This is a genomic window from Methanothermobacter sp. (assembly GCA_030055615.1).
Taxonomy (GTDB): Archaea; Methanobacteriota; Methanobacteria; order Methanobacteriales; family DSM-23052; genus Methanothermobacter_A.
Map to the genome: position 1 here is coordinate 1 of JASFYN010000003.1, position 16,352 is coordinate 16,352.

At 37.4% G+C, this 16,352-nt stretch carries 17 protein-coding genes; 4 read left to right on the forward strand and 13 right to left on the reverse strand.

Annotated features, from left to right (window positions below; all coding sequences use genetic code 11):
- Positions 1-5: 5 nt before the first annotated feature.
- On the forward strand, positions 6-167 hold the full coding sequence (locus QFX38_05590; GenBank protein MDI9624339.1) for an isocitrate/isopropylmalate family dehydrogenase: 162 nt from the start codon (positions 6-8) through the stop codon (positions 165-167).
- A gap of 107 nt (positions 168-274) precedes the next feature.
- Here the strand turns inward: QFX38_05590 and argB are convergent, their stop codons facing one another.
- From argB to QFX38_05635, 9 genes are all read right to left on the reverse strand, one after another.
- Positions 275-1,156, reverse strand: a complete 882-nt coding sequence (gene argB, locus QFX38_05595; protein MDI9624340.1) for an acetylglutamate kinase — start codon at positions 1,154-1,156, stop codon at positions 275-277.
- A gap of 15 nt (positions 1,157-1,171) precedes the next feature.
- The gene (argJ, locus tag QFX38_05600) at positions 1,172-2,365 is read right to left on the reverse strand and encodes a bifunctional ornithine acetyltransferase/N-acetylglutamate synthase (GenBank protein ID MDI9624341.1); all 1,194 of its coding nucleotides are present in this window, start codon (positions 2,363-2,365) and stop codon (positions 1,172-1,174) included.
- Positions 2,366-2,405: 40 nt separating this feature from the next.
- Positions 2,406-2,636 (reverse strand): hypothetical protein, encoded by a 231-nt coding sequence (locus QFX38_05605; protein MDI9624342.1) that lies wholly within the window; start codon positions 2,634-2,636, stop codon positions 2,406-2,408.
- A 79-nt stretch (positions 2,637-2,715) separates the two neighbouring features.
- On the reverse strand, positions 2,716-3,921 hold the full coding sequence (locus tag QFX38_05610; GenBank protein MDI9624343.1) for a hypothetical protein: 1,206 nt from the start codon (positions 3,919-3,921) through the stop codon (positions 2,716-2,718).
- A 1-nt stretch (position 3,922) separates the two neighbouring features.
- The gene (locus QFX38_05615) at positions 3,923-4,948 is read right to left on the reverse strand and encodes a Zc3h12a-like ribonuclease (protein MDI9624344.1); all 1,026 of its coding nucleotides are present in this window, start codon (positions 4,946-4,948) and stop codon (positions 3,923-3,925) included.
- Positions 4,949-4,963: 15 nt separating this feature from the next.
- Positions 4,964-5,707, reverse strand: a complete 744-nt coding sequence (locus QFX38_05620; GenBank protein ID MDI9624345.1) for a metallophosphoesterase — start codon at positions 5,705-5,707, stop codon at positions 4,964-4,966.
- A gap of 1 nt (position 5,708) precedes the next feature.
- Positions 5,709-6,056: a nascent polypeptide-associated complex protein gene (locus tag QFX38_05625; protein MDI9624346.1), complete on the reverse strand. Its 348-nt coding sequence runs from the start codon at positions 6,054-6,056 to the stop codon at positions 5,709-5,711.
- Positions 6,053-7,999: a tRNA guanosine(15) transglycosylase TgtA gene (tgtA, locus tag QFX38_05630; GenBank protein ID MDI9624347.1), complete on the reverse strand. Its 1,947-nt coding sequence runs from the start codon at positions 7,997-7,999 to the stop codon at positions 6,053-6,055. The genes QFX38_05625 and tgtA overlap by 4 nt, the downstream gene beginning before the upstream one ends.
- The gene (locus QFX38_05635; GenBank protein MDI9624348.1) at positions 7,987-9,156 is read right to left on the reverse strand and encodes an MnmC family methyltransferase; all 1,170 of its coding nucleotides are present in this window, start codon (positions 9,154-9,156) and stop codon (positions 7,987-7,989) included. The genes tgtA and QFX38_05635 overlap by 13 nt, the downstream gene beginning before the upstream one ends.
- Before the next feature lie 186 nt (positions 9,157-9,342).
- On the opposite strand from QFX38_05635, the gene heR reads away from it, so the two are divergent.
- The gene (heR, locus tag QFX38_05640; protein MDI9624349.1) at positions 9,343-10,167 is read left to right on the forward strand and encodes a heliorhodopsin HeR; all 825 of its coding nucleotides are present in this window, start codon (positions 9,343-9,345) and stop codon (positions 10,165-10,167) included.
- Positions 10,168-10,397: 230 nt separating this feature from the next.
- Entirely contained in the window at positions 10,398-11,534 is a 1,137-nt protein-coding gene (locus tag QFX38_05645) for a glycosyltransferase (protein ID MDI9624350.1), read from the forward strand.
- A 55-nt stretch (positions 11,535-11,589) separates the two neighbouring features.
- On the opposite strand, the gene QFX38_05650 is transcribed toward QFX38_05645, so the two are convergent.
- The 4 genes from QFX38_05650 to QFX38_05665 form a co-directional block, all read right to left on the reverse strand.
- Positions 11,590-12,579, reverse strand: coding sequence for a glycosyltransferase family 4 protein (locus tag QFX38_05650; protein ID MDI9624351.1), 990 nt, complete (start codon positions 12,577-12,579; stop codon positions 11,590-11,592).
- Between the two features lie 347 nt (positions 12,580-12,926).
- A complete protein-coding gene (locus QFX38_05655) occupies positions 12,927-13,874 on the reverse strand; it encodes a glycosyltransferase family 2 protein (protein MDI9624352.1) in 948 nt (315 codons plus the stop codon).
- On the reverse strand, positions 13,871-15,013 hold the full coding sequence (gene glf, locus QFX38_05660) for a UDP-galactopyranose mutase (protein MDI9624353.1): 1,143 nt from the start codon (positions 15,011-15,013) through the stop codon (positions 13,871-13,873). Before glf ends, QFX38_05655 begins: the two co-directional genes overlap by 4 nt.
- Positions 15,014-15,021: 8 nt before the next feature.
- Complete coding sequence (locus tag QFX38_05665; protein ID MDI9624354.1) at positions 15,022-16,194, reverse strand: flippase; 1,173 nt, start codon at positions 16,192-16,194, stop codon at positions 15,022-15,024.
- On the opposite strand from QFX38_05665, the gene QFX38_05670 reads away from it, so the two are divergent.
- Positions 16,109-16,297 (forward strand): hypothetical protein, encoded by a 189-nt coding sequence (locus QFX38_05670; protein MDI9624355.1) that lies wholly within the window; start codon positions 16,109-16,111, stop codon positions 16,295-16,297. The two genes, QFX38_05665 and QFX38_05670, sit on opposite strands and share 86 nt — an antisense overlap.
- Positions 16,298-16,352: the final 55 nt, after the last annotated feature.

Consider the following 16,352-nt stretch of genomic DNA (forward strand, 5'->3'; position numbering starts at 1 on the left):
CACTAATGCTAAAACACCTAAACAAGAAAAAAGAAGCCACACTAATAGAAAAAGCCCTCACAAAAACACTAAAAAAAGGAATAAAAACACCAGACCTCAAAGGAAAACACACAACAACACAAGTAGCAGAAGCAATAAGAAATGAACTATTGAAAATGAATCTTTAAAAGCCCCCCAAAATAATATCAAGGACTAAAAGTTTTTATATTTTTGTATTAGGGCTAGAATATTGGAATGGAGATTATATACACAATAAATTACCTATTTAGGGGGTTTATTTTGTTATCATGGTCCCTATACCCTTTTTTGTGAAGATTTCTAATAATAAGGAATGTTCGATTCGTCCATCGATGATATGCGCTGATGAAACACCATCCTTTATTGCCTGGATACATGTGAGAGCTTTAGGGAGCATTCCACCTTTTATGACGCCCTCTTTGATAAGATCGTCCAGTTCACTTATACTAATCTTCTCTATTAAAGTTTCAGGGTTTTTGGGGTCTTCTAAAATTCCTGGGACATCTGTGAGTATTATAAGTTTCTCGGCGCCGATTTCAGCGGCTACTTCACCGGCAACGGTATCAGCATTCAAATTTAAAGTTTCAGCGTTCTTGTCGATTCCAATAGGCGAAATTATAGGTATGTAACCATTACTCGTTAATATCTCCAATATTTCAGGGTTTACAGATTCTATCTCACCGACTAGTCCAAGGTCTATTTCCTGTTCTTCTCCTGTTTCCTCATCCTTGATTATGTGGGGTGCTTTTTTCCTGGCAAGCAAAAGTTGGCTGTCCTTGCCGGATAATCCTATACCCTTACCTCCATGGAAGCATATCTTTGATACTATGCTCGTGTTTATTTTACCGACGAGAACCATTTTAACTATATCCATTGTTTCTTCATCTGTAACTCTTAAACCCTCGATGAATTTAGGCTTTTTACCCATCTTGTTCATAGCACGGGATATCTCAGGTCCTCCGCCATGAACTACAATTGGTTCCATCCCAACATATTTCAGGAGTACGGTGTCTCTTGCTGTTGAGTCCATGGCCTCTTCTTGTATCATGGCGTGTCCACCATATTTTATGAGGATTTTTTTACCATGAAATCTTTTAATGTATGGTAGAGCTTCCACAAGGATCTTTACAGTTTCCATCCATATCTCGACTCCTTATGTTGTATATTCTGCATTTATCTTCACATAATCATAGGTTAGGTCGCAACCATAAGCTTTTGCAGTCTCTTTGCCAATGCCCAAGTCTATGACTATCCTTATCTTATCTTCTTTCATGAGATCTCTTGCAATTTTAAGTTCTCTGCTCTCTTCGGATGCTATGATCTCACCTTCTTTTATAAGGTTAATCTTTCTATTTTCACCCTCCAAGATAATGGACATTTTTTCTTTTTCTATAACGGCTCCTGAGTATCCTATCGCTGCTATGATCCTCCCCCAGTTCGGATCCGCCCCAAATAGTGCTGTTTTAACGAGCGAAGACCCGGCAACAGCCCTAGCAACCCTTTTAGCATCCTTTAGAGACTTGGCATTTAAGATTTCCACTTCCATATACTTGGTGGCCCCTTCACCATCCCTTGCTATCATCTTTGCAAGTTCCCTGCATGTTAAATTTAAAGCTTCTTGGAAATTATCATCTATTTTTCCTGATTTTCCAGTTGCTACTAATATGACCATATCATTGGTGCTTTCATCCCCATCGACTATTACCATGTTAAAGGTTTCATCCACCGCTGTTCTGAGAGCCTCTTTTAACTGTAATGGTGATGCCTTCACGTCCGTGGTTATAAATGAGAGCATTGTAGCCATGTTAGGGGCTATCATACCAGATCCCTTGGCCACGCCCCCTATCCTAGCCTTGTTACCATCCTCAAGTTCGAATTCAACTGCAAACTCCTTTGGGAACGTGTCAGTAGTCATTATCGCCTCTGCGAATCTTCTAGACCCCCTAGGTGAATTTTCAAGGCCTCTTAGAACCTTTTGAGTGAGTGGTTCTATTATGTTCATGGGCATTTTTCTGCCTATGACACCTGTGGAAGCCACAGCAACCATGTCCTCAGGGATTGAAAGACCCTCTGCTACGATTTTGACCATTCTATGAGCATCTTCCATGCCTTTCGGGCCTGTAAAGCAATTTGCATTACCACTGTTGGCTATGATGGCTGATAGTTTACCATCTTCTAAGTGTTTCATGGTTAATTTTATGGGTTCGGCTTTTATCTTATTAGAAGTGAAGACGGCTGCGGCGGTGCTTTTACCAGCATATAATATGCCAAGACCATATTTTCCCTTCCTGGACCCCCAGGCGAGTATGTTATCTACTGCACATACTCCACCTTCTATCAATTTCACGAGCGATCCTCCCGCTATTCACGGATGATTAGCCACACTCTTATGGATTGTATTCGTGAGAACTTGTCATGTTATTTGTAATCGTCTCGTTGACCTGTGGGGCGTATTCGATCGGATTTGGGATCTCTAAGCTTGTATTCTTATAGGCAGGTTTTTGTGTAATGTTTCCGGGTGATATTGCTAATATTATCCCTAGACAAGAACCGCAACCAAATGCTATCAACGATATTAAAAGTGCAACCATTATTTTAGCTTCAGTTTCGGGCCTCATTGTAAAACTCCCCAGATTATAATTAGAGATAATCCTTTAAATAGTTTAAGATCATATTAGAGGATATGGTTGGGATTTCCTAAGTAGTGGCCCCATACAATACTGCGAGTATTATTGCAAGTAGTCCTAGTTGCCAGTATCCAAGGTTCCAGCCTAGGAATGTTGCCATGAAAACGAAGATGAATATTATGATGAGTCTTGCCTTTTTATTGAATAAGTAATCTATGACAGCCCTAGTAAATGGGTTGGGGATGAAATAGCCATAGAGTCCATCTGCAACATCGAATATTATGACAGTGGCTGGGTTCCACAATTTTATGTCATCTGCAAGTTGTGCTCTTTCAGCTGCTTCTCTTCTGGTTTTACCTATGCCAGCTCTTATCTTTGCACCATTTGCAAGTGCGTGCCATGCAGCATCTATTGTGGCCCTTAGTGCAATGTCTTTGCTTGGTAGGTTGGCGATTAGATCATCACCACCTTCTTTGTAACCTTCAATTTTCCCTTTACATTCCTTTTCAATGTAATTTTTGATGTCGTTCATTATCTCGACTAGGGCTCCTTTACCATGTTCTTCGATAAAACTTGTGGAATTGATAACATCAATGAAAAGGTAATTGTCATGGGGTGATGGTTCACCCTCCTGTGGGGTGAATGGTGTTGGGAATATGAGGGCGAATTCGCCGCCAAGTTTTGTGAAGCCCACTCCTGGGATTTCACCAACTTCTTCGTTTAATTTTATGGACCTTTCTATTGCAGCGGCTCCTGTCATCCCCACAGCAGCCCTGAGGTTAATCTTCTTTGCACTAGCCAATCCTATAAGTTTTATAGCGGCCCTTATAGCATCATTCTTTGAAGGGAGTCTCGCGATGACTTCTGTGGGACTTTTTTCAATAATCTCTCCCTTTTCTTTTCTTAAAAGTTCTATGAAATCTTTGATTATCCTAGCCTTGTTAAAAACTTCTATGTAAAGGTAACGATCACTACCTATTATGATGTTGCTGAAAAGGGCGTACTCGTCTACTTTTTCCAATGGTGGTTTTAATTCGATGAATCTTCTATTAGGGGGGATGTTCTCAGAACCGACCTCTCTTATAAGATTGTTAAAAATATTCTGGCTGTTTATATCCGCCTTTTTTATTTCTATGAGCATAGTCTTTGTATAATTTATCATGTCAACGTATTCCCGTTCCCTGGCATTGTTTGGGGAATACTTGGTGCCTATACCCAAAACCTTCTTTTTTAATAATAAACCTAACAGTACCTGGAGGATGTACTCTGTCAGCATTTTAACTGCTTCCTCCCTTCTCCAAGACCACTTCAAATTCTCCAGGTTTTTCCATTAGCATACTAGGCTTCACAGAAACTATAGGGAATCTCCAGGATCCTATGCGAGCAGCTACGGTACTTGCAATGTTCCTCGAATTCTTCTTTACAAAATTATAGTCATGGTCATTGATGATTATGTTAATATCATAAGGCGCTTCCTCCATAACCTCATCAGAATAGAATATATTAACCTCAAAACGGCCCTTTTTGATGAAAACATCATTTCTAACAGCGACGAGGGGGGCGTGATCCAATTTTAAACGTTCAAAGACTGTTACCGCGATGTTACCCGCATATTTAACAACTTCCCTGTAATCTTGGGGATTTACAAGTACGAATATTATGAAGTCTCCTGTTTTTTCAGCTTCCTCAACGAGTTCCATGAACTTGTCAAAAAGGGGTAATTTCTTGAACATACCTTCAAGTTTTGGTTCAAGACCCTCCTCTTCCACTTTTTCTATCCTATCAATGGCTTCTTTCGCAATTGCTATACCACTCAATTTCTTACCCCTTTTAACCTTATAATAGTCGAAGCCCTTCCTCTCGAATTCTGCTAATATCTCTGCACAGATCTTCTGAAGGATATTTTTAACCCTCTTAGGTTTTGATGGTCGGCCGATAACTATCTTATCCTCTTTAAAATTGTAAGGTATCCTCCTACTACTTATATCCTGAAACTCATCAGAATATTCTTTGAAGGCATCATTTGATAATATCTTAGCATCTTCCTCCTCTGCTAATTTCAAGATGAAATGATCCGCATTAGTGCCAGAGGGCACCTGCTTAAACTCGCCCTTTTCAAGATACTTCTTAAATTTTTCTTTATCATCAATTTCATGCTTTAATGATGCATCAGCGATTATGACAGGCTCATATCCAAGTTTACGGAGTTCTTCAGCGGCCTTTAATATGTTCTCTAACCTGGGCTTGTCGTCATCCCCCTTCCTAGAATGAGCTACATTAGATGCATCTATAATAACCCTCAATTGATCACCCTTCCATTATTTAGAACAGAGTTTATATGATCCCATCAAATAGCTTTTCCTTTGCACTTGGTTTAATCTTATCTCTATTATATCATCCTCGATATAATATGTGTTATATGAATTAATATCTTTACCTCGGAGCTTGAGTGATGCTACTGTACCAGCTGTTACAAAGAAAATGTCCTCAACTCTCCATACGTGTGGAACATGCTTATGGCCACAGATAACCAAATTGGCCCTACCTTTGACAATGGAGCATAAAACATCACCTGCATCGACTAGAACATTCCTTTCACGTCCAGTTTTTGGTACTGGTATGATATGATGATGTAATGCTATCACACTATACAAGTCGGCCTCAGCGGCTTTTTTAAGCTCTTTTTCCATCCATAATTGCTGAGACCTCCCTACTTTCCCCTCATCCAGGTCTGGTTCGCTACTATCCAATCCTATCACTCGTAATTCATCATTAATAGTTAAAGTGCCCCTTTTTTCTTTCAGAACCTCTTCGAATGTCTCATTACCTACATGTCTTGCATCATGGTTACCTGGGACAACCAGCAGGGGACTTTCTATATTACTAAGATAACTTGCCACTTGCAAAAATTCTAAATAGTAGCCATTATCTGTTAAATCACCTGTAGCAACGACAACATCAGGTTCCATGTCATTTATCTGCCTTATAGCCTCTAATAGTATATCCTCTTTAAAGTTTTCCGCGCCTACATGAAGATCTGATATGTGGGCGATGAGCACCATTTTAACTTAACCTCAAAATAGCCTCTGCAAGATCCCCATTGGTCTCCTTTAGCGCATCCTCCGCTTCTTTTCTAGTAGCGCCTGTTTGGCTCATAACAAGCTCAATATCCTCCTCAGGTATCTCAGGCCCCCTTGTTTTTTCCTTGGCTTTACCAGTTACTTGATAGGTTCTCTGGCCCATGAAATCCATGATAGTAACCTTAGGATTCCCTATGATAATATCTTTATCCTTTAACCTTATTATAACTTCTTTAACGCCTTTGAGGTCCTTCATCTCCATTCCCATCTGTTTCATTGCTCTTTGCATCTGCTTTAACTGTTTTGGGTTCATTCCCATGCCGGGTATCATCTTCCTCCTCTCCTTGTCTTTATAGCCTGGCCATAATCGAAGTCTAGGATCTCCTCACTACAGAGGAGCGACTTGCCAGTGGCTAGTAATTCATCATCCTCGTTAACTATTAAAACCTCATCATTTGCACGTATATTTTTATCACATTCTATAACAAACTTTGCAAATATATTTTTCCCCTCCCTAGCAAAGGGTTCTGATTCTTTATCCACAACAACTCTACACCTAGGATAATCTAGGTTTGAATGTAGGAGTAACGCACCCCTCCATGATGGGATTATAAAACCATCAGATGTCCTTATACTCGCGATGAGCTCATCGTCCACATAAACATAGCGTATTCTCCCAGTCTTTTTACTCTTTATTATCTGCAAATCCCCTTTGAAGAGTGCTTCGCCAGCCCCTTCCCCAAACTGATAATCCGCCACGGCAACTAAACGATCCCTATCAGAAACCCTAACAGGTGGAGGGTCAACCCTAAACTTGAATCCAAGGTTAAATCTTTCATTAATATCTTCACTGACTATTATACTCTCATATTCTTCCTCAAGTTTTTTTATAATTGAACGGATGGAATTCACTGATTCAACATCTAATATAGATGGAGATTCATTCTGGGAGAAAGGATAGAATTCGTCCAATTCCAATGGTATTATCCCGAAGGGTATGTCAACTACCATGAACTGCCACTCATCAACCGCAACCGGGACTGGAGAAAAAAACTCTCCAAGATACGCTGGGATATGCCTAGAATAAGGTTTACTAGAAATTGATAAAAGCGCCACTCCCCTCTTTTTGGGGAGTCGATTCAACCGCCTATGGTAACGGTAAACCTCAACCCTTCTAAGAGACTCCGGGCCAGTATAAAAAAAAGCAGACCTCTTAGACACCGGATCATATCTTTCAATTAATTCTTGATAATCAAGCAATTTCCTGTATGCGTCCAATAATCGTGGGTGGGCTCTGCATCTCTGATCGACAAGCTCCATCAGACTACCCTCACTTATAGCCTGCCTAACCCTTCTAATCTCGGCAAAGCTCACATAAAGATTATGGGCTGCTATAAGCTTTCTTCTCTCATTTTCATCCATGTTCCGCAATTCTTGTGGAGTATACTCAACACACACATTACAAGAACATGGCATCTCACTAAGATCTTCTAACCTGTATGTTCCAGATGGATCTAGTAGCCTGTCATCATTAGCATATAGGATATAGGCTGCTGAGTCGAATAGGTCGCAGCCCATAGAAACTGCAAGTGCAAATAGCATAGGATGCCCAGCACCCATAAGATGTCTGGGCCTAGAAGGTGGAAGACATTCTACAGATGCCATCACAACCTCAACAAGACTCTTATAATCATAGGATTCAAGTAGGGGTACAACAGCACCAATCGGGTGAACATCAAAATCCATCCTTGAAAGTTCCACTGCACATTTTCTCCTAAGATCCGTATATGTAGAACCTTGGACAACAGAATTCAACATCATATCCTCTCGAAGGGATAGTGCCTCTCTGGCCCTTTCTAAGGTTACTTTAAGATCTTCTTTGGCCTTGTTATATGGGGCATATGGGGGTGTTGGAATATCAAGTGATGTTCCAATATCGGCCCCTATTTCTTTTTGGAATTCTATGATTTCTTTGTTAGTGACGTCAATGTCACCATACTCTGCCAATTGAAAGGAACCAGAATCTGTTACAATAGGACCATCAAATCCTATGAGCTTATGAACACCTTTTTTAAGGGCTATATCTTTTAGTCTTTCATTTTTGTAGATTATGTAGGCGTTTGTTATCACTATTTCGGCGCCAAAGGATTTAACATCAAACACGATCTTACTGGGGTGTATTACCGGCATGAGAGCTGGTGTTTTAACCTTATAATCGCCTATAGTGAATATTCCCGTCCTTGCAAGGTTATCCTTAGCTTTTATTTCGAACAAAATATACACTCCCCATTATCCACTTTTTCTAGCCTGTTCCTCATTTCAAGTATTCTTTCCCTGGAAGATGAAAGTCTCAAGCTCTTACATCCGCATATACATTCTGGGTATTGTGGACAGATAATATAGAGAGCTTCTTTTGAAAAAGTATCAGGTATGCCCATCCTTTTAAGGTTTTTCAGTATCCTCATAGCATGCTTTTCTGGGAGTTCCCTTCCAAGGTATATAGGTGTTCTATATGATGATGGTAACCTAGTCGCATTTCTAACTAGCATTCTTTCATTTTCCCGCCTTTCTATTATCTTTTCACGATTATCTTCCAAGTTAGGGTCCCTGTAGGGTATCCCAACATCGGTTAAGGCTATCATCCTCTCATCATCCCATGAAAGACCCTCCCTCATGGGCTTTAAGGATGCTATGGTGCCGCCCCTTTTCCTGCCGAACCTTGGACCTTCACATATATGGAAACCAGCCTCTATCATGGCCGATCTCACAGGGGCAGCCGAGGTATAAGTTGTGAGGATACCATCATCCTTTATAACCCTTGCAAGTTCCAAAATAAACTCCAAACTGTAAAGTTCCGGACTTCTATATGGGCTAAACGCATCCAAGAATATCGCATCATAGTATCCTTGTGGGAGTGAAGGTAGTATTTTTCTCGCATCTTCGCAGAAAACTTTGATGGAGATGTTATCTGGGATCTTGGTTGATACCATTTGAAAACGGGCCCATCCATTCCTAATGAGCCATTCCTCATATGCCCTTTTTATGATTTCATGGGATGGTATGGGACTTGGAACAAGAACACCAGCACCTATAACCTCTGGTGATGCTTCTATCATGTGTATAATGATATTACCGACTTTTATATGGTCTATTAGGGCTGCCGAATTGTATCCAAGGCCTGAGCATATATCAAGGACCTTGATGTTCCTTTTATCTTCTAGTTGTGATGGTTTGACAAACTTTTCATAGGCTTCGGTTATGGCACCATGGATCGTGTGCATTGTTTCACTTTCTCCCGAAATCTTCTGAGAAGGGAGAGTATATGAACCATCGTATGTCCTAATTAGATATTTTCTAAGTTTTCTCGAGGCCTCGTCCCTCACATTTTTTCCAAGACATTCCCTATCTAAATATTCCTTTATTAGTATCATAATTTCTTCATTTATTGTTAGAGGCTTGTACATTATTCACACCAAAAAAACTGAGTTTATGCACTGATTCTAGAAACTGTAAAATTGTATCCAAATCCCCCTTTTTTGTTTCTAAAATAAAGTTTTAGATCTTATTTATCTATCATTTTAAATATTATTAGATATAATATTCTTATTGTGGTTTAAATGGATAATATTGAAAGGCTTAAGGCGATCGAAAAATCTCCTATAACTTTTGATGGGCTTAGAAGGTTGAACATAGCCGCTGGATCATTACATTTTATCCAAGGAGTCTTAATGGTTGTTTTGGGTTTTCTTTTAACATGGGAACGTGATATATACACATTCTATTTGAAGTTTAAAATAATTTCACTGAATCCACCATCATTTCAAGTTATACCTGAGCCACAAGTCGTATTCACTATAGGTTATCTTGGTGTTATATTAGCATCATTCCTCCTTATCTCGGCAGTTGCACATTTCATCATAGGATTCCTTAAAACAAAGGATTATGAAAATTACTTGAAGAAAGGTATGAATCCCTATCGTTGGTACGAGTATGCTCTTTCAAGTTCTATCATGATAGTGATACTCGCCACATTTGTTGGAATCTGGGAACTTTGGTCACTTGTAATGATCTTCGTTTTAAATGCCTCTATGATAATGTTCGGTTATCTAATGGAGAAACTGAATCAATATACCGAAAAGATTGACTGGTCACCATATATATGTGGGTGCATAGCAGGTTTCACACCATGGATTGTCATAGCAGCTTATTTCATCGCGGCCCTAGGATCAACAGAGACTAATCCACCAGCATTCGTTTACCTTGCACTACTCATATACTTTATAATGTTTAACACATTTTCTGTGAACATGCTGTTACAATACAAGGGCATTGGTAAATGGAAAGATTATTTATACGGGGAAAGGGTTTATATTATCCTCAGTCTCACAGCTAAAACAATACTCGCTTGGCTGGTCTTCATCGGAATCTTCGCACCCTTCTAAATTTATCAAAAAATTTGAACATGCATGCATTTTTGCATGGAAAGAATGTAAAGCTGTGCGATCTTTAAAATTCAGCGCAGAATAAAGCACTATAAGATTAAGAGTGACAATACCACCAATCAAAGAAATTTCAAATTTTGGTCACTCTATTGAATATGTTTTCTTCGAAATATTTAAAATACTATTTCCTATCAAAACTCAGTTTAAATGAAGTTATTGGTGATCGTAAAATGAATATTTTAATAATACCTCATTCAATATGGACCGGAGTTCCTGGAAGAACCGACTATTTTATAAAACATTTAAAAAAAAGGAATGAAGTTCATATTTTGTCATGGGACATGCCATATCCTCTTAAGCTTAAAAATATTATTAAAAAAATTAAAAAATCCCGTGAAAGGTTCACAGAGGAAATTGAAAAAAATCTTATCTTACATCATGTTTCAAGACCATATATTATCCCTCCATTTAACAAGGGCGCTGTTAATAAACAAATCTCTGAAATTGTGGATGAATATGAAATCGATATAATATTTTCAGAAGCTTTTTATTGGGATTTAGTGCCACCATTTGAAAAAATCCCAGTGATTTATGATGTTGTAGACGATCACCTCTCCTTTTTTAAAGATGGCCCTTTACTGAGGAAGTTTATTGGGAAGTTCAGTAGAGTAGAAAGATCTTTCATAAAACAATTAAATGAAGCTAAAAAGACAGTATTTGTTTCATCTGTTCTCAATGAAAAATATGGGATACATACTAAAAGTTCTTCTGTAATATCCAATGGGGTTGATCTTCAAAGTTTTAAAAATGACAAGGATAGAAAATATGTTGATAAATTTGGCCTATACCAATATGAGCATGTAATTGGGTATGTAGGATACTTTGGTGAATGGTCAAACTTATACTTCACAGCTCTTCATTTGAAAAAGTTCTTGGATGAATCCAATAGCGTTCTTGTGGTTGCAGGAATTGGTCCTGAAATTAAGAAAGTAAAAAGAAAGATAGATTCTGAAAGGATAATCTTCACGGGGATGATACCTCCCAAGGAGATACCATCAATCATGAAAACATTTGACGTGGGACTCTTAACCTTTAAAAAATCTTCATATACAGATTCTGCAAGTCCAATAAAATATTTTGAGTATGCTGCTGCGGGTATTAAAGTACTATCCTCTCCTTTGGAAGAAGTGAAAAGGATAAATTTCAATAACACGGTTTTTTGCAATAAGATGGATGAACTCCCTTATTCATTGGAAAAGGCCCTATCACTAGATTTTGACAAGAAAAAACTCAAAAGTTCTCTTGAAAATTATGATTGGAAAGTATTGAGCAAAAACTTGCTGAAGATTTTTAAAGTCTACAAATAAAGGACTATTTATAAAAAACTTCTCTTAATTTAGATCTAAATTGTGCAATATAGCTTTAGCCTTTAAAACTATTTCTATAAATTTTTTGAAGTGCATGTTTGAAGGCTTTCTTAAACTTTTTCACTTGTTTTTCCTTCGAAAAAATGCTACTTATGTGTTTTAATTCTAAAGAAATTTTTTCTTTTTCACGTAAAGGCATATTATAAATTTCACGTATTTTTTTGGCTATTGTTAAAGGTTCATTATCTTCAATTATTAAAAAATCGAGATTATATTCCCTTAAAATGGTAGATTGGCCTGTATATTCTGTTATAATAGGTATCATACCCACTGACATGGCTTCAAAAACCGAAACTGGACATGGATCAAAATCTGCTGGGTGGACATAAATTGAGCATTTACTGAAATATTCTTCAAGGTGCTGTGTGTAACCAATTTTGTGAAGCCATTCATAGTTTTCATTTATAACATCTGCACATGACCCAATAAGATAGAGCTGAAAACCTCTATTATCACGATTTAAAATTTTCAAGGCTTCAACCAGATTGTCAAATCTCTTATCCGAAACTCTACGGTCGCCTATAAACATTAAATTGCTTGTATCAAGTGGACAGCTTATATTAAAATTTACATTGACGCCAAATGGATTTACTACACTTATATTTTGAATGTTGAAATACTCCGATGCAAACCTTTTGTTCATTTCAGAAACTGCTATGATGTAATCAACAAATGATAAGAAAAATTTCATCAAAGCTTTTTTAAATGGATTAGTCCTTGAAATTAAATAAAAGAATTTATCTGCATTAAGCAGGATTATCTTTGTCCGTGGATTTTTAATTTTTTTAAGTACGGCCAATGGAAGTCCAGATCCTCCTTCAGAAAGAATCACATCAAACTTCTTGTTATCAAAAATAATTGACTTTAAAAATATCTTAATTATAGATCTACGATCATTCCCATAATATTGCCATTCATTAGTTACGCCACTTGCAAAGGCTCCATGAACCTTGTGAGGTCCTTGATGGATGAAAAGTATCTTCATTTCATCACCCCCCACTATTATATTGTGAAACAAATTGTTTTCCCCAACCCCGTCTAAAGGAAACCTTAGCTTCACCATTTTGAATGTCTCATTTTTTTATTATAAATTTTCTAATGTTTAATACAATATGTGTCTAATTCTATTATTTGGAACCAATTCAACGTGACTGAAGTATTATTAACTTATCTGTAGAACTTCGAAGTTGATTTCATGTATTCCAACAAAGCCAAGTGAATTTTGATATTATAATATTGAACACAGACTAAATTGCTCAAAACCCACCCTAAAACCGATAGATCATCCCATTAGTTGCTTCGAAATTTTTTTGGTATCTATTAGGAAGAACATTAAAATTCACCTGGAAAAACTGTCATCCCTCTTTTTAATTGGTACCCATCCTTAAATGCTCTTAAAATATATTTCAAGTTTTTAGGGTTCTTTATAGAAAAATAAGCACCATATTTTAAAAATGTAATAAATGGTCTTAAATATCTTACAAGGATATTTTCACCGTATTTTCTGTTTAAATAAACTATATTTCTAAGGTAGTAGTATGTTTTCCAATCAAATTTTAATTCTTTAGTTACTCCAATTTTTTTATTTATTATCGCATTTGATACCATGTAGATAGGCCCATATTCCAATAATCTTATGGCATATTCTGTGTCATCTGCTATGATAAAAAAATCTTTATCTGGAAATCCTACTTTATCAACGGCCTTTGTATTGATGAGAGGACCTTCAAAGGATATGGTGGTAATCTTAAAATATTCCATCTTTAAATCATCTTCTGTCACACTATCATATATATAACCTTTTAAGAAATTTTTAAAATCTAATTTCTTTGTTTCTTGGATAAATGGCAATCCATTATAATATCTTACTGGAACTAAAGCAGATACTTTTTTAATCTTTCCATACATGTGGAGCAATTTTTCTAAAGTATCAGTAAGAGGTTCCACGTCATCGTCCATCAGCCATAACCAATCATAGCCGTCATTGTATGCCCTTTTTACACCCTCATGGAAACCGCCAGCTCCGCCAGTATTCTTATGCATCCTCACATATACCACTTTTATTGGTTTCCCATCATAAAGATTCTTAATAGTTGAAGTTCCATTATTCAAACTCCGAATGTAACCTTTTTCAAATAGTAATTCACTGGTTCCATCAGTTGAGGCATTATCAATGATATAGATAGCATTAAGTGGCCTCGTCTGCCTCCTTAAAGCTTCTAAACATTCGATTAGTAGTTTTTTGCGGTTGTAGGTCACGACTACTGCAGCTATTCTCATTTTATCTCTTTTTTGAATGTTGTGAGGGCCTTTTTCACGATCTCATCCATGTTATAATAGCGGTATTCTGCAAGTCTTCCGAGGAGTATAAGGTTTCCGTAACTTTCTGCGAGTTTTTTATACTTTTTATAGGTTTTCTGGTTTTCTAATGTGGGGATGGGATAGCAAGGTTCGTTTTTTCCTTCTATATGCTCTTCGGGGTATTCTTTGAGTATGATCGTCTTTTTGGTGCTAGTTGGGTGTATATGTTTGAATTCTGTTATTCTCGTGAAGTCATAATCATTTGGATAGTTTACTGTCGCCACTTTTTGGTACCATTCTTGGTTCAGTACCTCAAATTCGAAGTTTAGTGAACGGTATGGTAATCTACCATAACGGTAATTGAATAGTTCGTCGATTTTGCCAGTGAATATCAATTTACCCTTATATTCTCTGTCCATAAAAAGTATCCTGTCATTTTTTATTTTTAGTATCTCATGGTGGCCTGTGTTTAGCATTATTTTTATGTTTTCGTGGTCTAGGATATTTTGTATCATCTTGGTGTATCCTTCCTTGGGCACGGCCTGGTAACGATCTTGGAAGTATCTATCGTCCTTGGAAAGTAATATGGGCACGCGTCCTGTAACATTTTCATCTATTTCCTCTGGCTTTAATCCCCATTGCTTTTTTGTATAATTAAGAAATACTTTCTCGTAAATGTAATCGGCTAGGAATTTTAAGTCTTGGTCATCCTCTTCTAAAAGTTTGAGTATTGGTATGCGTTCTCCGTAGTCGTATTTTTGTAGTAGTTTTTTTTCAAGAGGCTTGGCAAGGGCCTCTGGTAGTAATTTGTGGAGTGTGTTAAGGTTGAACGGTAATGGTACAAATTTTCCATCAATAAACCCTAGAACATAGTGTTGGTATTTTTTCCATTTGGTAAACTGTGAAAGATACTTGAAAACATCATGATAATTTGTGTGGAAAATGTGTGGACCATATTTATGGACAATTATACCTGTATTGTCTATTTCATCATAACAGTTGCCTCCGATATGGTTTCGGCGTTCAACAACTAGTACCTTTTCATCTAGGATGTTGGCTATTCTTTCTGCTATTACAGCGCCCGCGAGGCCGGCGCCCACGATAATATAATTGAACACGTTCTCACCTAAATTATTTTGAGTTTTTTGAGCGCATTATACATCAGTATACATACTATGAATTCTGTTATGACAACTGCTATGGCAGCTCCTGTTGCAGATAATATCAGCGTTAAAATGATGAGCGTTATAAGGTGTATTATACCAGCTGTTATAAGTATCCTCGTGAACTTTTCCTTGTAACCAAAGGATACGAGACCTTGGATACCAAGGACGTTACTTATCCCCACGAGAAAAATTATAAATACTAATATTTGAAGAAGGGGTATGCTTTTTTGATAGGAGGATCCTGCAAGTATCCTTACTATGAATGGCGAGGCAAACACCAATACAAGATAAAAAATGAAGGTTAATGCACTTATTAGGATGAGTATCTTCTTCAACTCTGTCTTTGCACGTTCACGATCCTCCTTCTGCATCCTAGAAAAATAAGGGTATAGTGCTTGGCCAATGGGAGATATAAGACCCTGCAGGGCCCTTGTTATGTCCTCTGCCACTGCATAATATCCAAGTGTTGCATTATCAACAAGTAAACCAAGTATGAAACGGTTTGATGTTGTATAAAGGCTTATAGCTAACGTAGATATGAAGAGGTGCCAGCCTTCAACAAGCCGCCCTCTCACATCTTCCATGGTGGGTAACAAAAACTTCACCTTAAACTCTTTCATTACTATATGTTGACTATAAACTCCCACAATTATAAAACCTACAGAATTTATAAAGGGCACGAGGAGATAATCCCCAGGGCCTCTTACAGTAATGAATATAAGTGCAGTGTAAATAATCGAACCTAGAATCCGCAAGATACTAATGTATCTCATCTTTTCAATGCCTTGAAAAAACCAAACCGGAAAAAGGAGATTACCTATGACTAAGCCAAAAGTGAAAATGTATAGCAGATAATCACCACGAAACCTCTCAAAAAAAGATATGACAACCAGCATCACAAGGAAAGATAAGAACATCAATATTGTTTTTGCAACCATCACCGAACTATAAATACGTGAAATACGCCCCCTATCGTCACGGTTTATCGATATTTCCCTCGTAGCTGACAAATTAAAACCATAATCGGTCAAAATTTGAAAATAGCCAATGAAAGCAAGTGCAAATGCAACACGTCCAAAATTGGCCGGGCCCAAAACCCTTGTAAGATATGGGAAAGTTACAAGCGGAAGCAAATATTGCACCAATTGTATACTAGTAAGCGATAAAATATTATCAAATAGGCGCCGATATTCCTCGGTTGAAAGGATCAATTTCAATTTTGAGATCATGAAATAAACCTCATAGGTTTATTGGATTGGTTTCACATTTATTAAATGCTCTATCTAATATT